28 protein-coding genes are annotated in these 17,632 nt (G+C 42.6%); 8 read left to right on the top strand and 20 right to left on the bottom strand.

What is annotated here, in order from left to right; genetic code table 11:
- The first annotated feature begins 23 nt into the window (after positions 1–23).
- On the top strand, positions 24–311 hold the full coding sequence (locus JNUCC22_RS09080) for a HesB/YadR/YfhF family protein (protein WP_007410318.1): 288 nt from the start codon (positions 24–26) through the stop codon (positions 309–311).
- A gap of 33 nt (positions 312–344) precedes the next feature.
- On the opposite strand, the gene JNUCC22_RS09075 is transcribed toward JNUCC22_RS09080, so the two are convergent.
- The 7 genes from JNUCC22_RS09075 to acnA all read right to left on the bottom strand — a co-directional run bounded on the left by JNUCC22_RS09075 (position 345) and on the right by acnA (position 5,141).
- A complete protein-coding gene (locus tag JNUCC22_RS09075) occupies positions 345–644 on the bottom strand; it encodes a hypothetical protein (protein ID WP_216062282.1) in 300 nt (99 codons plus the stop codon).
- A 15-nt stretch (positions 645–659) separates the two neighbouring features.
- Positions 660–1,076, bottom strand: a complete 417-nt coding sequence (locus tag JNUCC22_RS09070; protein ID WP_025284790.1) for a YbgC/FadM family acyl-CoA thioesterase — start codon at positions 1,074–1,076, stop codon at positions 660–662.
- Positions 1,077–1,162: 86 nt separating this feature from the next.
- Positions 1,163–1,405 (bottom strand): small acid-soluble spore protein Tlp, encoded by a 243-nt coding sequence (tlp, locus tag JNUCC22_RS09065; protein WP_007410320.1) that lies wholly within the window; start codon positions 1,403–1,405, stop codon positions 1,163–1,165.
- A gap of 24 nt (positions 1,406–1,429) precedes the next feature.
- The gene (locus JNUCC22_RS09060) at positions 1,430–1,576 is read right to left on the bottom strand and encodes an acid-soluble spore protein N (protein WP_003153977.1); all 147 of its coding nucleotides are present in this window, start codon (positions 1,574–1,576) and stop codon (positions 1,430–1,432) included.
- A 63-nt stretch (positions 1,577–1,639) separates the two neighbouring features.
- On the bottom strand, positions 1,640–1,765 hold the full coding sequence (locus JNUCC22_RS09055) for an FbpB family small basic protein (protein ID WP_012117651.1): 126 nt from the start codon (positions 1,763–1,765) through the stop codon (positions 1,640–1,642).
- 78 nt (positions 1,766–1,843) lie between these two features.
- Entirely contained in the window at positions 1,844–2,353 is a 510-nt protein-coding gene (locus JNUCC22_RS09050) for a TlpA family protein disulfide reductase (protein ID WP_003153980.1), read from the bottom strand.
- Positions 2,354–2,414: 61 nt separating this feature from the next.
- Positions 2,415–5,141 carry an aconitate hydratase AcnA gene (acnA, locus tag JNUCC22_RS09045; protein WP_094031739.1) on the bottom strand — a complete coding sequence of 909 codons (2,727 nt, stop codon included), beginning with the start codon at positions 5,139–5,141 and terminating at the stop codon, positions 2,415–2,417.
- A gap of 231 nt (positions 5,142–5,372) precedes the next feature.
- On the opposite strand from acnA, the gene sspO reads away from it, so the two are divergent.
- The 4 genes from sspO to JNUCC22_RS09025 all read left to right on the top strand — a co-directional run bounded on the left by sspO (position 5,373) and on the right by JNUCC22_RS09025 (position 6,824).
- The gene (gene sspO / locus JNUCC22_RS09040; protein ID WP_003153982.1) at positions 5,373–5,519 is read left to right on the top strand and encodes an acid-soluble spore protein SspO; all 147 of its coding nucleotides are present in this window, start codon (positions 5,373–5,375) and stop codon (positions 5,517–5,519) included.
- A gap of 29 nt (positions 5,520–5,548) precedes the next feature.
- On the top strand, positions 5,549–5,695 hold the full coding sequence (locus JNUCC22_RS09035; RefSeq protein ID WP_003153984.1) for a small acid-soluble spore protein P: 147 nt from the start codon (positions 5,549–5,551) through the stop codon (positions 5,693–5,695).
- A 95-nt stretch (positions 5,696–5,790) separates the two neighbouring features.
- Positions 5,791–6,162 (top strand): Hsp20/alpha crystallin family protein, encoded by a 372-nt coding sequence (locus JNUCC22_RS09030; RefSeq protein WP_007611737.1) that lies wholly within the window; start codon positions 5,791–5,793, stop codon positions 6,160–6,162.
- A gap of 233 nt (positions 6,163–6,395) precedes the next feature.
- Positions 6,396–6,824, top strand: a complete 429-nt coding sequence (locus tag JNUCC22_RS09025; RefSeq protein WP_007410325.1) for a DUF2621 domain-containing protein — start codon at positions 6,396–6,398, stop codon at positions 6,822–6,824.
- Between the two features lie 27 nt (positions 6,825–6,851).
- On the opposite strand, the gene JNUCC22_RS09020 is transcribed toward JNUCC22_RS09025, so the two are convergent.
- The 3 genes from JNUCC22_RS09020 to JNUCC22_RS09010 form a co-directional block, all read right to left on the bottom strand.
- Positions 6,852–7,343, bottom strand: a complete 492-nt coding sequence (locus JNUCC22_RS09020; RefSeq protein ID WP_216062281.1) for a CcdC family protein — start codon at positions 7,341–7,343, stop codon at positions 6,852–6,854.
- A 79-nt stretch (positions 7,344–7,422) separates the two neighbouring features.
- Positions 7,423–7,785 (bottom strand): response regulator, encoded by a 363-nt coding sequence (locus tag JNUCC22_RS09015; RefSeq protein ID WP_007410327.1) that lies wholly within the window; start codon positions 7,783–7,785, stop codon positions 7,423–7,425.
- Between the two features lie 84 nt (positions 7,786–7,869).
- On the bottom strand, positions 7,870–8,577 hold the full coding sequence (locus tag JNUCC22_RS09010) for a cytochrome c biogenesis protein CcdA (protein WP_216062328.1): 708 nt from the start codon (positions 8,575–8,577) through the stop codon (positions 7,870–7,872).
- Between the two features lie 201 nt (positions 8,578–8,778).
- On the opposite strand from JNUCC22_RS09010, the gene JNUCC22_RS09005 reads away from it, so the two are divergent.
- Positions 8,779–8,952, top strand: coding sequence for an aspartyl-phosphate phosphatase Spo0E family protein (locus JNUCC22_RS09005; protein WP_012117647.1), 174 nt, complete (start codon positions 8,779–8,781; stop codon positions 8,950–8,952).
- 73 nt (positions 8,953–9,025) lie between these two features.
- Here JNUCC22_RS09005 and JNUCC22_RS09000 read toward each other — a convergent pair whose 3' ends face one another.
- The 6 genes from JNUCC22_RS09000 to yneA form a co-directional block, all read right to left on the bottom strand.
- Positions 9,026–9,244: a YneF family protein gene (locus tag JNUCC22_RS09000; RefSeq protein WP_003153994.1), complete on the bottom strand. Its 219-nt coding sequence runs from the start codon at positions 9,242–9,244 to the stop codon at positions 9,026–9,028.
- A gap of 85 nt (positions 9,245–9,329) precedes the next feature.
- Positions 9,330–9,776: a sporulation inhibitor of replication protein SirA gene (gene sirA, locus JNUCC22_RS08995; RefSeq protein ID WP_216062280.1), complete on the bottom strand. Its 447-nt coding sequence runs from the start codon at positions 9,774–9,776 to the stop codon at positions 9,330–9,332.
- A gap of 151 nt (positions 9,777–9,927) precedes the next feature.
- Positions 9,928–11,931: a transketolase gene (gene tkt / locus JNUCC22_RS08990; protein ID WP_216062279.1), complete on the bottom strand. Its 2,004-nt coding sequence runs from the start codon at positions 11,929–11,931 to the stop codon at positions 9,928–9,930.
- Between the two features lie 166 nt (positions 11,932–12,097).
- Positions 12,098–12,331: a DUF896 domain-containing protein gene (locus JNUCC22_RS08985; RefSeq protein ID WP_003153997.1), complete on the bottom strand. Its 234-nt coding sequence runs from the start codon at positions 12,329–12,331 to the stop codon at positions 12,098–12,100.
- 68 nt (positions 12,332–12,399) lie between these two features.
- Positions 12,400–13,050 carry a YneB family resolvase-like protein gene (locus JNUCC22_RS08980; RefSeq protein ID WP_003153998.1) on the bottom strand — a complete coding sequence of 217 codons (651 nt, stop codon included), beginning with the start codon at positions 13,048–13,050 and terminating at the stop codon, positions 12,400–12,402.
- Positions 13,051–13,065: 15 nt separating this feature from the next.
- Positions 13,066–13,377 (bottom strand): cell division suppressor protein YneA, encoded by a 312-nt coding sequence (gene yneA, locus JNUCC22_RS08975; RefSeq protein WP_003154001.1) that lies wholly within the window; start codon positions 13,375–13,377, stop codon positions 13,066–13,068.
- A gap of 156 nt (positions 13,378–13,533) precedes the next feature.
- Between yneA and lexA the strand changes: the two genes are divergently transcribed.
- The gene (gene lexA / locus JNUCC22_RS08970; RefSeq protein WP_007611720.1) at positions 13,534–14,154 is read left to right on the top strand and encodes a transcriptional repressor LexA; all 621 of its coding nucleotides are present in this window, start codon (positions 13,534–13,536) and stop codon (positions 14,152–14,154) included.
- Between the two features lie 338 nt (positions 14,155–14,492).
- Here lexA and JNUCC22_RS08965 read toward each other — a convergent pair whose 3' ends face one another.
- Positions 14,493–14,921, bottom strand: a complete 429-nt coding sequence (locus JNUCC22_RS08965) for a hypothetical protein (protein ID WP_003154006.1) — start codon at positions 14,919–14,921, stop codon at positions 14,493–14,495.
- 153 nt (positions 14,922–15,074) lie between these two features.
- On the opposite strand from JNUCC22_RS08965, the gene JNUCC22_RS08960 reads away from it, so the two are divergent.
- Positions 15,075–15,524, top strand: coding sequence for a YndM family protein (locus JNUCC22_RS08960; protein ID WP_003154009.1), 450 nt, complete (start codon positions 15,075–15,077; stop codon positions 15,522–15,524).
- 27 nt (positions 15,525–15,551) lie between these two features.
- Here the strand turns inward: JNUCC22_RS08960 and JNUCC22_RS08955 are convergent, their stop codons facing one another.
- From JNUCC22_RS08955 to JNUCC22_RS08945, 3 genes are all read right to left on the bottom strand, one after another.
- Complete coding sequence (locus tag JNUCC22_RS08955; protein ID WP_042635232.1) at positions 15,552–16,382, bottom strand: prohibitin family protein; 831 nt, start codon at positions 16,380–16,382, stop codon at positions 15,552–15,554.
- Positions 16,369–16,518 carry a hypothetical protein gene (locus JNUCC22_RS08950; protein ID WP_007410334.1) on the bottom strand — a complete coding sequence of 50 codons (150 nt, stop codon included), beginning with the start codon at positions 16,516–16,518 and terminating at the stop codon, positions 16,369–16,371. Before JNUCC22_RS08950 ends, JNUCC22_RS08955 begins: the two co-directional genes overlap by 14 nt.
- Positions 16,519–16,626: 108 nt before the next feature.
- Positions 16,627–17,448: a poly-gamma-glutamate hydrolase family protein gene (locus JNUCC22_RS08945; RefSeq protein WP_042635231.1), complete on the bottom strand. Its 822-nt coding sequence runs from the start codon at positions 17,446–17,448 to the stop codon at positions 16,627–16,629.
- Between the last annotated feature and the right edge of the window lie 184 nt (positions 17,449–17,632).

Raw genomic sequence — 17,632 nt, 5'->3', positions numbered from 1 at the left:
GAAACAAAAAGGGAGTGTTCCGGATGAACATGAAAGTAACGAAAGGCGCGCTGGATTGGTACAAAGAAGAGCTCGATCTGGAAACAGGCGACCATGTCCGTTTCTTTGTCCGTTACGGGGGATGCAGCAACGTTCAGAAAGGCTTTTCTCTCGGCATTTTAAAAGACCGGCCGATGAACATCGGCACCAGCACGGAAGTTGAAGGCATTACCTTTTTTATTGAAGAAAGCGACTTATGGTACTTTGATAATCACGATTTGTCAGTCACATATTCAGATCAGGCAGAAGAGCCGGTATTTGATTACGTGTAAGAAAAAAAGAACGCAGCGGATGCGTTCTTTTTTTTACAGCCTGAACCTTTTGAGATGATCAGTCAGATGTTCTTTTTCTAATGTGCTTCTTTGCGTATCACCGAGCAGGTCAAAGTGGGGAAATTCATTTTTATGGTGAATCCACTCCGGCTTCAGCCCGTATTCCGCTCCCCATCTGATCAGTTTATTGAGATCGCTTGAACCGGCCTTCGTCACGGTCTTAGCCTCCGGAAAACGGTCATCCAGCCAGTAATGCGTTAAAAAAGCGATTTTCCCTTCCGATACATCCCGCTTCCATCTTTCCAGTTCCTTACGCGTAATTCCAAATGCCATAACTGCAGCCGCTCCTTATTTTTTTGCCTTTTCGTAAGCGGCATGCCAATCAGGAAAAGCCTTGCGAAACTGAATCGGTTTGAAGCTCTCTTTATCAACGCATATATGAGAGGATGTCGCTTTGATGGCAAGTTCTTGTTCCGGATTATAGATGTGGTAGCCGTAAACGGTTTTAAATCCGTTATATTCTTCAATCCAAGTATGTACGACAGCCGTTTCTCCGTAGCGGAGCGGCTTTTTATAAGAAATGCTGATATCCAATACAGGGGACAGCACTCCTCTATCTTCCATATCCTTGTAAAGGAATCCGAGTTCCTTAATCAGCGCCGTTCTGCCGACCTCCATCCAGACTAAGTAATTGGCATGATAGACGATACCCATTTGATCTGTTTCCGCATAACGCACTTCTATTTCTTTTTTTGACACATGCAACGTTCTCTGCTCCCTTATTATCAGATTAGCCCCATTTTATCACAACGAGCCGGAAAGAGAAAAAAACCAGGTTTCCCTGGTTTTTATTATGATTGATAGCCGTTTTCTCTTGCAGCCGATTCATCCTGGATTTCACTGCGGAACGATTCAATGCTTTCATTGCGTCTGGCATTCTTCTCTTGAATGCGCTGTTTTTCCTCATCTGTCGCAAATTCCATTGATTCTTTGGCTTCTTCTATATTTTCAATTGTATTCTGCACCATATCCTGCAGCTTTTCAACGTTATCGGAACGGTCATCCGGATTCGGTTTTTGATAATTGTTTGTCATAATGTCTGCTCTCCTTTGATGATGTTATTCGCCTTTCGTCTGCATGACAATCGGATGTCCGTTTGACTTGTCATGAAACTTTTCCCCTTTGTTGCGTTTATATTTAACGGGTTTTGTCCCTAAGTGGCTCGGAGCGTATTGCGGCTGGCCGTCTTTCTTATTTATGCCCATGTTCATCCCTCCTTAAGAGTATATTTTGCAAAAGGAGGTGCAAACATGACTGCAAATTAAAGGTTATTTTTGTTTGAACCGCTGCTCCAGCTTTTCTTCAAGCTGATTCAAATATTCCGTATTGGTCATCAGCTCACGTTTATTTTCCATAACCAATTCATGAAAAGAACGTTTTCGCATTTTTTTCAATCTTCTCACCTCCGTGTTTTCATTCATTTTTTCCAATTTTTCAAAACCTAAGCCCTTCACAATAAAAAAACTGAACCTCTATTTGAGATCCAGTTTTTCTTTCATTTCTTTTTTTGTCATCGTGCCTACGCGAATATGCTGAATGGTTCCTTTTTCGTCTAATATGTATGTTGTCGGATAAGAAAGCACGTTGAAATCTCCGTTAATTCCGCTTTTGTCAATCAGAATAGGAAAGGTCAGCTGATAATGATCAGCAAATGATTTCACAGCCTGTATATTTTTTTCAGAGGATGTAAAATTAACGGCTGCTACCGCAATATCAGGATATTCTTTCTGCAGCTCCTGCATATCGGGCATTTCCATTCGGCACGGCTTGCACCACGTCGCCCAGAAATTGAGGAGCACTTTTTTTCCTTTATAATCAGAAAGGGAGATACTTTTTCCTGACAAGGTATCAAGTGTAAAGTCAGGGGCTTTCATCCCTTCTTCCGTCCCTTCTTTCGGACTTTTTTGTACAGAATAAATGTTCCAGCCCGCATACACTAACAACCCGATAAGTAACATTCCGCCCAGCCATTTCGCAAGCATCTCAAGGCCTCCCGCATAAAAAGAGAGAAAGCAGACTGCTTTCTCTCCTTTGTTCATACTGCTACTGTTTCATTTTATCGCGAAGCACCATTTGTAAAATGCCGCCGTGGCGATAGTAATCAATTTCCACTTCACTGTCAAAACGGACAACAACTTCAAATGTTTTTACCTTACCGTCTTCACTGATTGCTCTGACAGTCAGCAAGTCGCGCGGACGTACAGATTCATCAACATCCACCTCGATGACTTCCTTACCGGTTAAGCCGAGTGTATCCGCGTTTTCACCCTGTTTGAACTGAAGCGGCAGCACACCCATGAAGACGAGGTTGCTTCTGTGAATTCTTTCAAAGCTTTCGGCAATGACTGTTCTGATGCCGAGCAGGTTTGTTCCTTTTGCAGCCCAGTCACGTGAAGAGCCCATTCCGTAATCTTTTCCGGCCAGGACGACAAGACCCGTTTTATCATCTTTATACCGCATGCAGGCATCATAAATAGATGTCACTTCCCCGGTAGGCCAATGTGTTGTGTATCCGCCTTCTGTACCCGGTGCGATTTGGTTTTTAATGCGGATATTGGCGAATGTTCCTCTCATCATGACTTCATGGTTTCCGCGGCGTGAGCCGTAAGAGTTAAAGTCACGAGGAGAAACGCCTTTTTCCTGCAGGTATTTGCCCGCCGGTGTGTCTTTTCCGATCGCTCCGGCCGGAGAAATGTGGTCAGTCGTCACAGAATCGCCGAATTTGCCGACAACGCGAAGTCCTCTTAAAGGCTCAACTTTTCCCGGCTCTACAGACATTTCCTCAAAGAACGGCGGGTTTTGAATGTAAGTGGAATCCTGATCCCACTTGTACAGCGCTTCATCCGTCGTTTCGATTTCGTTCCAGCGCTGGTTGTCGTCAAATACCGTTTCATACTCTTTGCGGAATAATTCCGGCGTAACAGTCTGTTTGACGAGAGAATTGATTTCATCCATGGACGGCCAGATGTCATCGAAATAAACATTTTGTCCGTCATTTCCGACACCGATCGGATCCGTTTTCAGGTTGATATTCACAGTGCCTGCTAATGCGTATGCGACAACAAGCGGAGGTGACGCAAGGTAGTTTCCTTTGACAAGCGGATGGATCCGGCCTTCAAAGTTTCTGTTACCTGACAAGACAGAAGTGATCAAGAGATCATTTTTAGCAACCGCTTCTTCAATCTCTGGAGAAAGCGGGCCGGAGTTCCCGATACATGTCGTACAGCCATACCCTACGAGGTTAAAGCCGAGCTCCTTCATGTAAGGAAGCAGGCCTGAGTTGACTAAGTATCCAGTAACAACCTTAGACCCCGGTGCAAGTGATGTTTTAACATAATTCGGCACTTTCAAGCCTAATTCTACCGCTTTTTTGGCTACCAATCCGGCACCGATTAATACATAAGGGTTTGATGTATTCGTACAGCTTGTAATAGCGGCGATTGCAATCGCCCCTGTTTTCATAACCGCATCTTCGCCGCTGTTAAGTTTAAATGAAATTTCTTTGTTCTCTTCATCAGCATCCGCTCCGAATCCTTGGTTGCCGGCCGGGCTGACTAGATGTTTTTTAAACGTTTCCTGCATAACGGAAAGCGGGATTAAATCCTGCGGACGTTTCGGTCCTGATAGGTTCGCTTCAATTTTTGACAGATCAATTTCCACAACGTCTGTAAAAATCGGCTCTTCCGCGTCAGGCGTATAGAATAAACCGTTGTTGCGGCAGTATGCTTCCACAATATCGATCTGCTCTTCTTCACGGCCGGTCAGACGCAGGTAAGAAAGTGCTTCCTCGTCAACCGGGAAGAATCCGCAAGTCGCTCCGTATTCCGGCGCCATATTGGCAATAGTCGCCCGATCCGCAAGCGGAAGCTCAGCAACACCAGGACCGAAGAATTCAACAAATTTATTGACTACGCCTTTTTCGCGCAGCACTTGAGTGACTTTCAGCGCCAAGTCAGTCGCCGTCGTTCCGTTAGGCAATTTTCCGACAAGTTTCGCGCCGATGACCTCAGGAACAGGGAAATATGAAGGCTGGCCGAGCATTCCCGCTTCCGCCTCAATACCGCCGACACCCCAGCCGAGGACGCCGATTCCGTTAATCATTGTTGTATGGGAATCTGTTCCCACCAATGTATCAGGATATGTCACAAGTTCTCCGTCTTCCTCTTTCGTATGAACGACACTTGCCAAAAACTCAAGGTTTACCTGGTGAACGATACCTGTTGCAGGCGGAACGGCCTGATAATTGTTAAACGCTTTCTTTGCCCAGCTTAAAAATTTATAACGTTCTGCATTTCTTTCGAATTCTAAGTCCATATTAATGGCTAACGCGTCTTCCGTACCGGCTTTGTCGACTTGTACGGAATGGTCAATGACCAGGTCAACCGGAATTTCAGGATTGATTTTATCAGGGTCTCCGCCGACAGAAGCCATGGCTTTTCTTAAAGATGCCAGGTCAACTACTGCCGGAACGCCGGTAAAGTCCTGTAGAATAACCCGTGACGGTTTAAACGGCACATCGATATCTTTTAATTCAGCAGTACCCCATCTTGCTAAATTTTCAACATGTTCTTTTGTAATGACGCGTCCGTCTACCTGACGCAAAACGGATTCCAAAAGAACCTTAATAGAATAAGGAAGTTTTGAAACATTGCCGACCCCTGCGTCTTCCAATGCTTTTAATGAATAGTAGTTGTATGTTTTCCCATTTGAAGAAAATGTTTTTCTTGCTTGGAAAACGTCTTGTGTTGCGACTTTTTGCTGATTTGTCATTTCCCAAAATCCCCCTTCAATGATCAAGATCGTTCTTTAGATGAATGTTCACATTCCATCACAATTTTCTCACAATTTCATCTTAGTATAAAATCATACATAAGTAAATATCAATGTTTTTATTAAATACAATAAGATCGTCTTATCATCATGATTTTCGGTAAATTTTGTCCGATTTTCCGCCTCATACAACGGGCTGTAAAGAGCCATATTAATGTTGAGGTGATGATCATGGTAAAACGGAAAGCCAATCATGTCATTAACGGCATGAATGATGCGAAAAGCCAAGGCAAAGGCGCGGGTTATATAGAAAATGACCAGCTCGTCCTGACGGAAGAAGAACGGCAGAACAATAAAAAAAGAAAAACAAACCAATAGCCGGAACACCTTAAAAAGGAGGCTTTAACATGACAAATAAAAATACGAGTAAAGATATGCATAAAAATGCTCCGAAGGGCCATAACCCCGGCCAGCCGGAACCGCTGAGCGGAAGCAAAAAAGTGAAAAACCGCAACCATACAAGACAAAAACATAATACAAGCCACGATATGTAAAACAGACCCCGGTGTCTGTTTTTTTTGTGCCATTCACCCATTCAAAGCTTCTGCATACGTTATAGCAAGGCTTTTTAATATGGAGGGATGCTTCCATGAATCACTCAAAAAACGCTGAAGAATTTGATGATACGGAAGAATGGCTGCGGCAGTTTTACGAGGACCCGTATGCTTGGTATGACGAGACGCTGCCGATCGATCTATATGAAACAAGCCGTCAATATATCATTGAAGCCGACCTGACGGCGCTGAAGCAGGTGCAAGCGATAACCGTCACTCTTTCGGGAAATGAGTTTATGCTCTCTGTTAAAACGCTTGAACGGACGTTAAACAAACAAATGGTGCTTCCTTTTTATCTGTATGACAAACATATTTTCACTGATTTCACCAACCATATTCTGACCGTCTCTATGAACAAGGAGCCAAATGAGACTCCTGCCTCTTTTTCCTTTCAATTTCCTCTATAACATAAAAAAGCCGCTTTCATCCCTCAATGGAAGCGGCTTTTTTGTCCGGTCATATCAGTCATATACCCTCAAAGTGAATCTCCCATGGCCAAATAGCAGAATCACTATACGATAGAATATGTTCTAGCAACCGGAATGACTGGACATCTATCATTTTTTCTATTCTTTTTTTCATGTGTTCTTCTATTCTGTCTTCGTTTACAATATGGTTAAAGTAAGGAGGAGATAGAACAATGCTGGAAGGCTGGTTTATGTGGTTTATTTTATTTTGGGTCATCGTGATGATCGGATTGCTGTCTATCGGCGGATTTTTTATGTTTCGAAAATTTTTAAAACGCTTACCGAAAGAAGACGGCCGGTCAGAACTGGATTGGCAGGACTATTATATTGAAAAAAGCAGGCACTTATGGAATGAGGGTGACAAGGCGTTTTTGGATGAATTGGTCGCCCCCGTGCCGGAGCTCTTTCGGGATGTAGCCAAAGCGAAAATCGCCGGAAAAATCGGTGAACTTTCCTTAGCGGAGGAAGCTGAACAAATAAACCGTGATTTAATCATCAGAGGTTACATACTGGCCACTCCTAAGCGTGATCATCAATTTTTAAAAAAGCATCTCCGTGAAAAACAGATTGATCTTACTCCTTATCAAGCCCTGCTCAAATAAAAAACCTTTCCGGCGGACGGAAAGGTTTTAATTCATCTGAATATCAGCGGTCTTCAGTTCATTCGAAAGTTTGCGGTAAGACAAAAACATCGCGATGCGCCACGGGACAATCATTCCGAAAGCAAGAATCCAAAACATTCCGCTTAAAGCTCCGTAATCAATCGTCGTGCTCAAAATGGATTTCATAGCGATTCTGATAACCAGCAAACCAATCAGGATAAACACAAACGCTTTTGACCGTTTTAAATAGATTTCATTATTTTTAATCTCAAATTTAGATGTTTTAATCAGAAAAACAGAGAAGATCACGCCCAGCGTAATGGCCTCCAAAAATTCTTCGCCCGTCACTCTGAAAATCGGAAAAAGGAACATAAGCGCTCCCGTACTCATGAAAATCGGCGGGAGAATTATTTTTTTAGGTGAAGCGGGCTTGTCGGAGGATTTAATCCTGACGATCATCACGGAAATTGCCATGGCCGCTGCAATAACGGATGAAATTATAATCATCATCTTTATCATTCCTTTGCTTGCACGGAGTTTGATACTATATACTATACTCCAAAAACATAAAAAAAACCAATTTGAAAAGAGAACACGTTTACGTTCCCGTTACCCGGCCTACGGCCTCCAGCACTTTAGATGCTTCAAACGGTTTAACGATAAAGTCTTTAGCGCCTAATTCAATCGCTTCCAGAACGATCCGCTGCTGCCGCATGGCGGTGCACATGATGATCCGGGCTTTCGGGTCAAAAGCTAAAATATCCTGCAGCGCCTGTATACCGTTTTTGACCGGCATGGTAATATCCATAGTCACCAGGTCGGGACGGATTTTTTGATATACTGCCAGAGCTTCCTCACCGTCAGCCGCTTCCCCGGCCACTGTGTAATTCGCCGATTCCAGAATCTCTCTGATTTTCACCCTCATGAACTTGGCGTCATCTACAACTAAAACTCGTGTCATATTCCCCTCCACATATTTAACATTAACTAGTCTTATTGTACCAAAAACAAAAGGGTATATAATAGTTCAAAAGTTATTAATCCGTTACAGACCCGTAAATCCTCCGAAAAGATTTGACAGTACGATCAGAATGTAGCTCATCCAGTTAAAAAACAGCATAACTCCGATCAGAATCATAAGAATGCCGCCGATTTTCATGATAAGCAGCTGATGCTTGCGAATCCAATTCATTCTGGTAATAAAAAATGAAAGAACAAGAAAAGGAATCGCAAATCCGAGAACATATAAAAACATATACGGCACTGCTGAAGAAGGATTTGTATTGGCCAGCGAAAACACGGCTCCTAAAATGGGCCCGCTGCACGGCGACCAGCCGGCTGCAAACGCAAGACCGATCAGAACCGAACCGATAAACCCCTCCGGACGGCGCTTAAGGTGAATGCGCCGCTCTTTCATCATGAATTTCGGCTGAAACACACCGGCAGTAACCAGCCCGAAAAGGATCAGCATGATAGCGCCAAACTGGCGGATCGCTTCATGATATTGGGTAAAAAAACTGCCGATAAACGAAGTTCCATATCCCAATGCGATAAAAATCACGGAGAAACCAAGCAAAAAACAAAGTGTATGCACGAGGCCGCGCTTTTGCAGCATCACCTTTTCTGTTTTCACCTCGTCCATACTGACACCAGTTATGTAAGATAAAAAGGCGGGGTACAACGGCAGACAGCATGGAGAAATGAAAGACAGAAATCCGGCCCCAAACGTCAGAAAGTAATTAAAACTCACGATGACACACTCCCTTCGAGTTATGACAAAATCATTTCATTTTTTTAACACTTTCCCGAGAAGGATTACTTTTTATAGAAAAAGCTTATATAATTTAATTTGACATCGAGATATTATACTCCTTCTTATTTGAAAAACAGTATAAATGTGGATATAATAATAGCGACTCAGGTGAAAGATTTATGTATGAAAGGATATATCCCTGTGATTAGAGAGCATCTATTAAATGAAATTGAAAAAAAACGGGCAGAGCTGCTTAAAATCGTCATGACAAACGGAATGACATCAAACATTACGATAGAACTCAGCCAGGAGCTTGACCACCTTCTCATACAATACCAAAAAGAACTGCACACCGGCAGTTGGGGTGAAACATGACGCCAAAATAAAAAACCCTCTCCGGGTTTTTTATTTTTATAACCATGTATCTCTATATCATAATCTGTACGTATTATTTCGCTTGATTATTCATGGCTTTCATCATTTGATTAATTTTCTTTTGAGAAGGTTTCATTCCCATTTGCATCATCATCATGCGTAACATTTGTTCATTAATAGGCGGATTCTTTTTCAAATAGCTCATCATATATTTACGAGCAATAAAAAACCCGAGTGCAACACCTATGAGCAATGCGACAACGCCCACTAGGATGCCAACCCATAAAGTCATTTTATTTCCTCCTTCATGTTGTCTAGTTTAAAGTGTACTAAACCAAAGGCTATTATACAACATTTACATCTCTTTTTCCTCGTTTTTAGACAAAATTTCTTTCTCTGACCGGATTTAACCACCCGTAGCGCCGTGTCTTGAAATCCATTGCAAGAAAACAGGGGCTGATTTTACGCAGAATCTCAAAGAAAATCGTTTCCGCCTCATAATCTCCCGAAGCTGCAATCTCAATTAAACTGTCTTTCATCATGAAGGTGGCGCGGCCCTTTTCTCCGGGCAGTGTAAGCCGGTAAATGGAATCCAAACGGCTGTAACTCATTCGGTTTAAATGCAGCTGGAGACGCTGATGCATATGTATCACCGGAATCTGTTCCGTTATATATTGAACTTGCTTTTCTGTCATTTGATATTCCTGGGGTGTCAGGTCTGTCCAATGATAGTCTCGAAACAACTCAAACATAGCCGTTTCCCGCCCGAAGTAGTGGTTCGCAAACTCATCCTTTATCAGGTGCGTATAGTAATGACGTTCCATTTCCTCATCCCCTTTTACAGCGCTTCGTTATTGCTTTCTATTATACAAAAGGAGAAAAGAAAGAATTGTCTATTACTGTTACGCCGCCCCTTCTATTTTTGTCGCATAATCAGGAAAAAGAGGATGATTTGACTCATCCTCTTTTGTCTCGTTATTGGTTTAAAAGTTTTTTCACGCGGTCAACCACGTTTTCTGCAGTAAAACCGTATTCTTTCATAATTGTTTCTCCCGGAGCTGAAGCACCGAAACGGTCAATTGCGAGAACGTCTCCTTCAAGACCGGTAAATTTGCCCCATCCGAAGCTTGAACCCATTTCGATCGCAAGACGTTTCGTCACATTCGGAGGAAGCACGCTGTTTTTGTACTCGGCCGATTGTTTTTCAAAGCGGTCCCAGCTCGGCATGCTGACTACAGATACGTGAATGTTTTCTTCAGCCAGTTTCGCTTGAGCTTCGATCGCAAGTCCGACTTCAGAACCTGTCGCTAAAAGAAGAGCGGCTGGTGATTCCGTTTGGGCTTTGGAAACGATATAAGCCCCTTTTTCCACGCCCGCATACGCTTCTTCAGCCTGCTGATCAATCGTCGGCAGGTTTTGGCGTGTCAATACAAGAGCTGTCGGATGATCTTGGCTTTGAACGGCAACCTTCCATGCAGCTGCGGTTTCATTTCCGTCAGCAGGTCTGATCACAGAAAGGTTAGGAAGTGCGCGTAAAGAAGCAAGCTGCTCAATCGGTTCGTGAGTCGGCCCGTCCTCTCCTACGGCAATACTGTCATGTGTGAATACATAAGTGACGGGAAGGCCCATCAATGACGCCAGACGAATGGCAGGTCTTAAATAATCAGAGAACACAAAGAATGTGCCGCCGAATACGCGGAGGCCGCCGTGAAGCGCCATTCCGTTTAATGCAGCGCCCATCGCAAATTCACGGACACCGAACCAGAAGTTTTTCCCGGCGTAGTCTTTGGCCGTGAAGTCTCCTCCATTTTTGATTGTCGTTTTATTTGAACCCGCAAGGTCAGCAGATCCCCCGACAAAGAAAGGAATTTTCTTAGCGATCCCGTTCAGCACCTCACCTGAAGATGCGCGGGAAGCAAGGCTGCTGCCTTTTTCATAAACGGGAACTTCCTGATCCCAGTCTTTAGGAAGCTCGCCTTTCATGCCGAGTGACAGCTGTTCAGCAAGCTCAGGATATTTTTCTTTATAAGCCGCGAACAGTTCATTCCATTCCTGTTCTTTTTTCGTGCCGGCTTCTTTTACAGCTTGATTGAAATGCCCATATACTTCTTCCGGAACATAAAAATCTTCTTCAAACGTCCAAGCATACGCTTCTTTTGTCAGCTTGCTCTCTTCTAGTCCTAACGGAGCGCCGTGAACGCCGGATGTGCCCGCGCGGTTTGGAGAACCGAAACCGATCGTGGTTTTCACTTCAATCAAAGTCGGTTTTTTATTATTCTGGCGCGCTTTTTCAATTGCGGCCGTCAATTCAGCGATGTTGTTTCCGTCCTCAACATAAAGAACTTCCCAGTTCATTGCTTCAAAACGCTGCTTTACATTTTCAGAGAAAGAACGGTCTAAATCGCCGTCTAAGGAAATGTCATTAGAATCGTATAATACGATCAGGCGGCCTAATTCAAGATGGCCTGCAAGAGAAGCGGCTTCGGAAGAAATGCCTTCCATTAAATCGCCGTCTCCGCAAATACTGTATGTATAATGATCAACTACGTTGAAAGAATCACGGTTATATGTCTCAGCCAGATGGCGTTCTGCAATTGCCATTCCCACTGCCATTGCAATACCCTGTCCAAGCGGCCCGGTCGTTGCGTCTACTCCGGCTGTGTGCCCGAACTCCGGATGTCCCGGTGTTTTGCTTCCCCATTGACGGAACTGTTTCAAGTCTTCAATGCTGAGGTCATATCCGCTTAAATGCAGCATGCTGTATAAAAGCATTGAACCGTGGCCTGCTGATAAAACAAAGCGGTCGCGGTTAAACCAGCCCGGATTCTGCGGATTTACATTCATAAATTTCGTCCACAGCGTGTATGCCATCGGAGCAGCTCCCATCGGCATGCCCGGATGTCCGGAATTCGCTTTTTCAATTGCGTCTATAGATAGTGTACGAATGGTGGCAACTGATTTCTTTTCAATTGTATCCATTATAATCCCCTTCCATATTGTTGTACCTTTTCATCATAAAGCGATGCTGACTTTTTCTCAACTCTTTCAGCTTAAATTTGAGATAAACTTGTTGAAAATTGTCGTAAAGCACATCCTGATATTAGTATATACGAAAAAAGAATACGTATTGCCGTATTCTTTCTGTTTAATGAAGATTATTTTTCTGTTGTTCTCTTTTTAATTTTTCAGGGGTGACATCGTTGCCTTCCGGATCAATCACTTTTACGCTCTTTAACGTATTTTTCATTGAGGAGCGGAATCCTTTCAAATACTCCTGGCGAAGCTTTTGCTGTTCAGCTTTTTCCTCATCCGTTATCGTGTTTGATTTAGCTTTTTGAGCCAATTCGTTAATTCTTGCGATTTTTTCTTTAGAAATCATAATAAGCTCCTTTGGTGCGTGTTGATTATATACTACTAAAACGCAGTCTTTTTTACAACTGATGCGCGTCAGCTGCCTTCTGTGTCTGCGGTATATTCCTGAAACCGCCGGTGAACCGTGGCTTTGGACACATCGTAGCCGAATCCCCTTAAGGTCGCTGCGATTTCTGCAAAGGTAAGCTTGTTGGCTCTCAGCCTGATAATTTCCGAAACCGGAACCTCTTTTTTTTCTTTTCCGCTGTTTTCATGCCTGTTTTTCAGATTCCGTTCAGGTTTGTAGCCGTTTTTCACGGCTCTTTTCATTCCCCGCCGGATTTTCATATTGTGAATTTTCCTTTGATATTCCTCAACAATACTGACGATTTCGAGTACCATCGAATCAGCTTCGGAAAGCTCAAGTTCACCTTTATGAGCCGTCGTATATATTTTTACATTCTCCCTGTAAATACAATGCAAAAGCGCAATCTTGGCGTTTCCTCTTCCCAATCTCGTTTCGTCCTGCACTAATATCGCGTCAATATGTGATTTTTTAATTTCATCAAGCATTTCAAATACTCCGTCGCGGTCCATTTCGTAACCGCTGGCTTTCTCAGAAATGACTTTCACGACTTCCATGCCGTTTGCAGCAGCGATCTCACTGAGCTCCTCTTCCTGTCTTTTTAATGACGTTTGCTGCTGTTCTTTGTTTGTGCTTACGCGGGCATAAATGAGCGCCTTCATTTCTCTCTTTCCTCTCTAATTGACAATGGCCAGCTGATATACGGCCGGATGCTTCTTCTTAACCGGAAGAATAAGTTCGTCTCCGGGCTTTATATCAGCAGTTTGGAGATGATTATTCTCCGTCACCCACTCAATGAAATCTTCTTTATTAATGTGTTTCTTTTCTGCTACATGATCCGCAAGTGACCAGAGTGTATCGCCGTCCTGAACCTTTATTTTAACATATTGGCTGAGGGACTGATCATTCCCCGCACATGAGACAAGTAAAATAGCGGCACTTAAAATTGCAGTAAACAGCCCGACAAATATAATAGATTCTTTCGCCATGTAAACAACCTCCGATAAGAATGTTTGTTCGCCTTTTATACCTTTCAGTATATACGAACAAACGTTTCTGTCAATCGTTTTTTTCGAACCTATGTTTGTACTGTCAGGAAAATCATGCTATAATCTACTTAAAATCGACGTTTTGAGGTGCGAAATATGACGAAGCTATCAAAAAGGCAGCTTGATATCCTGCGTTTTATTAAAGAAGAGGTAAAAACGAAAGGATATCCGCCTTCTGTAAGAGAGATAGGAGAAGCAGTAGGACTGGCTTCCAGTTCAACCGTGCACGGCCATTTGGCGCGGCTGGAGACAAAAGGCCTGATCAGACGGGACCCTACTAAACCGAGGGCGATTGAGGTATTGGATGAAGAAGAAGTCCAAATTCCGAAAAGCCAGGTCGTAAACGTTCCGGTCATCGGGAAAGTGACGGCGGGTATTCCGATTACGGCTGTTGAAAATATCGACGAGTATTTTCCGCTTCCTGACCGGATGGTTCCTCCGGGCGAACATGTCTTTATGTTAGAAATCATGGGAGAAAGTATGATCGACGCCGGCATTTTTGACAAAGATTACGTCATCGTCAAACAGCAGAACACGGCCAATAACGGAGAAATCGTCGTAGCTATGACCGAAGATGATGAAGCGACGGTCAAGCGCTTCTATAAAGAAGACAATTATGTGCGGCTGCAGCCGGAAAATCCGACGATGGAGCCGATTATCCTGCAAAACGTAAGCATTTTGGGGAAAGTTATCGGCGTATTCAGAGCCGTACATTAATTCTATTAAACTTCATTTATCGTAAAAAACCCCTTACAGAGGGGTTTTTTTGCATAAAAAAAGCAGATTCGCCCTGGCTTAAGAAACGAATCTGCTAAGGAGGAAAAACTTACATTCTTATTATCCGACATCACACTTTTGAAGTCAACTAATAATGTTTCCCTCGAGAAACTTTTCATTCATTTTTCAACTTTGTATATTTGTGCGTGATGAATTTACTTTTGTTTATGTTTTCTTTGGGCGGGTGCATTAAAATTTATATATGAATATTTAGTACATAGTACAATAATTTATATTTAAATATAAAAAAACCCGCTGCCTTTAGCGAGTATCTATTTTCAATCAAAATGATAATATTCTACACCGTAAAACCCTTTAATATAGACGGGGCCACAGACGTTTGAAGAACTTTCAACCAGAATTCTGTATTTGTGATACGGATCAATTGATTTTTTATCCTGGGCACTGAGGTTTAACCAGCTGCCGCTGTAGTTTTTAGAACTTAATGTATAAAAATTCCCGTTCAGCGCCATCCGCTGGAGTTTCATGCTTAAACCGCACGAAGAGTTGTTCATTATGGTGAACTTATATCCTAAAAAGTAATCGTCGGCAGCTACAGCCCCCGGATTTTCAATATGAAACTCTTTTGCATTTCCCTCCAAAGTGAAGCTTGTTTTTGATCCGAATTCAGTGGTAGCCGCTTTAGCTGAGTGTATTCCGCTAAAACATAATAAAAAAACAGCAATACATATCCAGTATTTTTTCATTTGCATCCCCCTTTTTACATATTTTAACTTGTGAATCCTGTGATGTCTATTCACATTTTATTAAAACGTATGCTTTATAACCACTATATACCAGTTTAAAAATTTGCGGATTGCTTACAATGAAGACTAAACGAAATAACGAAGGTGGTTCAAATGAAACACGTAATTGCTTTCGCTTCTAAAACGGCGCTCACACTTGCTTTACTGTACATTGTTCTGGATCTTATGTACCAAGTAACCTTTTTAAACGTTCTGTTTATTACAGTGATCTTAAGTTTAATCACTTATTTTGCGGGTGATTGCATGATTCTGCCGAGAACAAGCAATTTCACAGCCGTTGCAGCTGATTTCGGGATTTCATTCATTATATTATGGATATTCCTTATGAACATTGGTGGATTTAATGTCTCTCCTGCCGCGGCATCGGTTATCTCTGCACTTTGCATTTCTGTTTTTGAGGCATTTTTTCACCGGTATTTGCAGCAATATGTACTTCCCGAAGATTATCAGGACACAACAGAGACGGATAGCACGCTATGGAGCTATCAAACCGAGGCGTCTGAAGAATTAGTGCCGGAAAAAGACCCTCAGGAAAAAACATAAAAAGGAGGCAATCGCCTCCTTCTCATTTTATTTTTGCTTCTGATCGTCCAGCGGCAGCTGCAGCAGTGAGTCTGTGCCTGTCGCTTTCGGCGTTTTTCCGTCCCATTTTTCAATCCATTTATATTTGATCATCTCATCGGACATTGATTTCTTTATGATTTCGTTATAATCAGCGATCCCTTCCGCTTCAATTTTTTTCTTTTTCGCTTCGGCTTCGGCTATTTTAATTTCAGTTTGTGTCCGTTCAAGTTCCTGTGAAGACTTCACCCTTGCATCGATAGCTTCCTGTGTGGCTTTATCCGGCTTCGGTACGCCAAGCGTCAGATCATCAATTAAAAATCCAAGACTCTTCATATCATCAGCAAATCTCTTTTGAACATCAGCAGCGGCTTCTGCAGATTTTTGCCCGTATGTGTCAATAACCGAGTATTTGCTGATTGATTTTCGCGCCGCATCCCACAGCCTTGTTTTTAAATATGTATTTTCAATCGTTTCAACGTCTACCGCTCCGAATTTGTTAAACAGATCGACTACTTTATCAGGCTGCACGACATAGTTGTAAGCGATATCCATTTCTATATTTTTACCGTCTGAGGTTGCCACTTTTATATTTTCATTATTCACTGTCTGCATACGCACCGGATATTCCGTTACTTTATTAAATAATCCGACTAAGTGCCAGCCTTGGTCCAATGTGTCGGATTTTACCCCGCCATTCGGTGAGTATACAACCCCGACATAACCGTTCGGTATTTTTTCAATGAATAGTGACGCTGTAACGCCCGCAATTAAAAGGGCTGCACCTATAATCACACCGCCGATAATTTTTTTTTTGTTTCCGCGCTTATTTTCGCTCATGCTGATCTTCTTCCTCCCATGACTTTTTGAATTTTTTGGCTCCGCTTCCCACTTGTTTAAAGATTGGACTAAGCATCAGCCATAAACCGAATCCGATGATGACAAGAAGAATGATAGACCCGATCATCACTTTCATTTGCCCACCTCTTTTCTTTCATCCTGTCAATTATGTATACGATCTTAAGAACTTAAAGTTTCATAAATTTCAAAAGAAAAAGCCCCGCCGACAAAATAGGCGTGCTTATTAATATTTGTCACTGATAAAATCAGAAATCGTTTTTGTGAATTGGTAAAAGGTCCCGTTTTGTGTGGATGCTCTGCTTTTCAGCGTAAAAGTGTCAAATAGTGATTTTCTGAAGCCGGTGCTCATTTCGATTTGAATACTCAATCCGGATGAAGATTGATTGGCAAGGTTGTTCGGACTGACGCCTGCATATTTATCATTTATGCCAAGAAGAACGGCAGGATACCCGTGCCGTTTCAGCACATCGGTCAAAAGTTCGGCCCGTTCTCTGTCTGTACCGCCGATTTTTATCTTTTTATCGTCACTGCCGTAACCGTGCAATGAAATGACATGAGAGTGCTCTTTCACCATTTGCACGGCCTTAGGTTCATCGAAATGCGAACTTGTCAAATGCAGAGCCGCATTACCGGCTGGTTTTAACCCTTCAAATAAATATAAACTCCGGTTTTCGGCAATTTCTCTGGCTAACTCACTGGTCCCCGGCTCTATGCCTCCGCCGTGTATAGCTAATATGAGGACAGAAGGGTCATGCTCTCGCGTTGAAATGGAAAAATCGGAAGGATCTTCATTCAGCTTTAATTCCTCGAAACTGCCGTAAATATCTGAAGCGGCATCAGCCCGAAAGAACGGCAGAAGCAAAAACGGTAAAATTAAAACTAAAATTCCTTTTTTGGTTATTGATGGCATTTGTATGTTTATGTTACAATACAAATGCTTCAGCCTTTGAAGCGAACGGCAGAACAGGGTGACTTTGGACGGTTTCTTCTGCTCTGCCTCTTTGCCAGCTGCTTTACGGTCTATTCTTCTAACCCTTTTTGCCATAACATCATCCTTTCTTTTGTTTACACTTTTGTCACAATATTATATACGTTGGACAAAACCTCCGTTCATCTTGAAGAATAAAAACATCAAAACAACTTCTATCCTTTAACCTAAAAAAGTCTTTCTGTTCAAAGAGACGGAAGGCTTAAATGATAAAAATGAAACCCTTCTCCAGTTTTGGAGG

The organism is Bacillus sp. JNUCC-22, from assembly GCF_018861275.1.
Classification (GTDB): Bacteria; Bacillota; Bacilli; order Bacillales; family Bacillaceae; genus Bacillus; species Bacillus velezensis.
Note: the sequence above shows the minus strand (reverse complement) of the source record. Positions and strands in the feature narration are given on the sequence as shown.

Bases quoted from the DNA above. Each gene is read 5' to 3' on its own strand.
- JNUCC22_RS09080 (WP_007410318.1), top strand. From the start codon at position 24: ATGAACATGAAAGTAACGAAAGGCGCGCTGGATTGGTACAAAGAAGAG.
- JNUCC22_RS09075 (WP_216062282.1), bottom strand. From the start codon at position 644: ATGGCATTTGGAATTACGCGTAAGGAACTGGAAAGATGGAAGCGGGAT.
- tlp (WP_007410320.1), bottom strand. From the start codon at position 1,405: ATGACAAACAATTATCAAAAACCGAATCCGGATGACCGTTCCGATAAC.
- JNUCC22_RS09060 (WP_003153977.1), bottom strand. From the start codon at position 1,576: ATGGGCATAAATAAGAAAGACGGCCAGCCGCAATACGCTCCGAGCCAC.
- JNUCC22_RS09050 (WP_003153980.1), bottom strand. From the start codon at position 2,353: ATGCTTGCGAAATGGCTGGGCGGAATGTTACTTATCGGGTTGTTAGTG.
- acnA (WP_094031739.1), bottom strand. From the start codon at position 5,141: ATGACAAATCAGCAAAAAGTCGCAACACAAGACGTTTTCCAAGCAAGA.
- sspO (WP_003153982.1), top strand. From the start codon at position 5,373: ATGGTAAAACGGAAAGCCAATCATGTCATTAACGGCATGAATGATGCG.
- JNUCC22_RS09035 (WP_003153984.1), top strand. From the start codon at position 5,549: ATGACAAATAAAAATACGAGTAAAGATATGCATAAAAATGCTCCGAAG.
- JNUCC22_RS09030 (WP_007611737.1), top strand. From the start codon at position 5,791: ATGAATCACTCAAAAAACGCTGAAGAATTTGATGATACGGAAGAATGG.
- JNUCC22_RS09025 (WP_007410325.1), top strand. From the start codon at position 6,396: ATGCTGGAAGGCTGGTTTATGTGGTTTATTTTATTTTGGGTCATCGTG.
- JNUCC22_RS09020 (WP_216062281.1), bottom strand. From the start codon at position 7,343: ATGATAAAGATGATGATTATAATTTCATCCGTTATTGCAGCGGCCATG.
- JNUCC22_RS09015 (WP_007410327.1), bottom strand. From the start codon at position 7,785: ATGACACGAGTTTTAGTTGTAGATGACGCCAAGTTCATGAGGGTGAAA.
- JNUCC22_RS09000 (WP_003153994.1), bottom strand. From the start codon at position 9,244: ATGACTTTATGGGTTGGCATCCTAGTGGGCGTTGTCGCATTGCTCATA.
- sirA (WP_216062280.1), bottom strand. From the start codon at position 9,776: ATGGAACGTCATTACTATACGCACCTGATAAAGGATGAGTTTGCGAAC.
- tkt (WP_216062279.1), bottom strand. From the start codon at position 11,931: ATGGATACAATTGAAAAGAAATCAGTTGCCACCATTCGTACACTATCT.
- JNUCC22_RS08985 (WP_003153997.1), bottom strand. From the start codon at position 12,331: ATGATTTCTAAAGAAAAAATCGCAAGAATTAACGAATTGGCTCAAAAA.
- JNUCC22_RS08980 (WP_003153998.1), bottom strand. From the start codon at position 13,050: ATGAAGGCGCTCATTTATGCCCGCGTAAGCACAAACAAAGAACAGCAG.
- yneA (WP_003154001.1), bottom strand. From the start codon at position 13,377: ATGGCGAAAGAATCTATTATATTTGTCGGGCTGTTTACTGCAATTTTA.
- lexA (WP_007611720.1), top strand. From the start codon at position 13,534: ATGACGAAGCTATCAAAAAGGCAGCTTGATATCCTGCGTTTTATTAAA.
- JNUCC22_RS08965 (WP_003154006.1), bottom strand. From the start codon at position 14,921: ATGAAAAAATACTGGATATGTATTGCTGTTTTTTTATTATGTTTTAGC.
- JNUCC22_RS08960 (WP_003154009.1), top strand. From the start codon at position 15,075: ATGAAACACGTAATTGCTTTCGCTTCTAAAACGGCGCTCACACTTGCT.
- JNUCC22_RS08955 (WP_042635232.1), bottom strand. From the start codon at position 16,382: ATGAGCGAAAATAAGCGCGGAAACAAAAAAAAAATTATCGGCGGTGTG.
- JNUCC22_RS08950 (WP_007410334.1), bottom strand. From the start codon at position 16,518: ATGAAAGTGATGATCGGGTCTATCATTCTTCTTGTCATCATCGGATTC.
- JNUCC22_RS08945 (WP_042635231.1), bottom strand. From the start codon at position 17,448: ATGGCAAAAAGGGTTAGAAGAATAGACCGTAAAGCAGCTGGCAAAGAG.